This is a genomic window from Xanthobacter autotrophicus ATCC 700552, assembly GCF_043194565.1.
GTDB classification, from domain to species: domain Bacteria; phylum Pseudomonadota; class Alphaproteobacteria; order Rhizobiales; family Xanthobacteraceae; genus Xanthobacter; species Xanthobacter autotrophicus_F.
Window position 1 is genome coordinate 1 of record NZ_JBAFVS010000113.1, and the last position, 269, is coordinate 269.

1 pseudogene is annotated in these 269 nt (G+C 77.0%); it reads right to left on the reverse strand.

The features are described from left to right. Window positions 1-269, reverse strand: a pseudogene (locus V5F48_RS25145) (3-hydroxyacyl-CoA dehydrogenase); the annotation flags it as partial.

Consider the following 269-nt stretch of genomic DNA (forward strand, 5'->3'; position numbering starts at 1 on the left):
CAAAGCGAGGCTCGCCCCCTCCAGCCGGATGAGGCCGGCACCGGCGCTGCGCGTCACCGCGATGCCGGCCTTGGCGAGGAGGTCGACGAGGCTCTCGGCGGGCCCGAGGTCACCCTCGACGGTCACGGCGCGGGGCGCCGGCTGGGCCGGCAGCGTGGCGGGCGCAGGGGGCACGGCGCCGGCCGCATGATCGTAGAAGCCCCGCCCGGACTTGCGCCCCAGCCAGCCGGCGGCCACCAGCTCCTGCTGGGTCAGCGAGGGCCGATAGT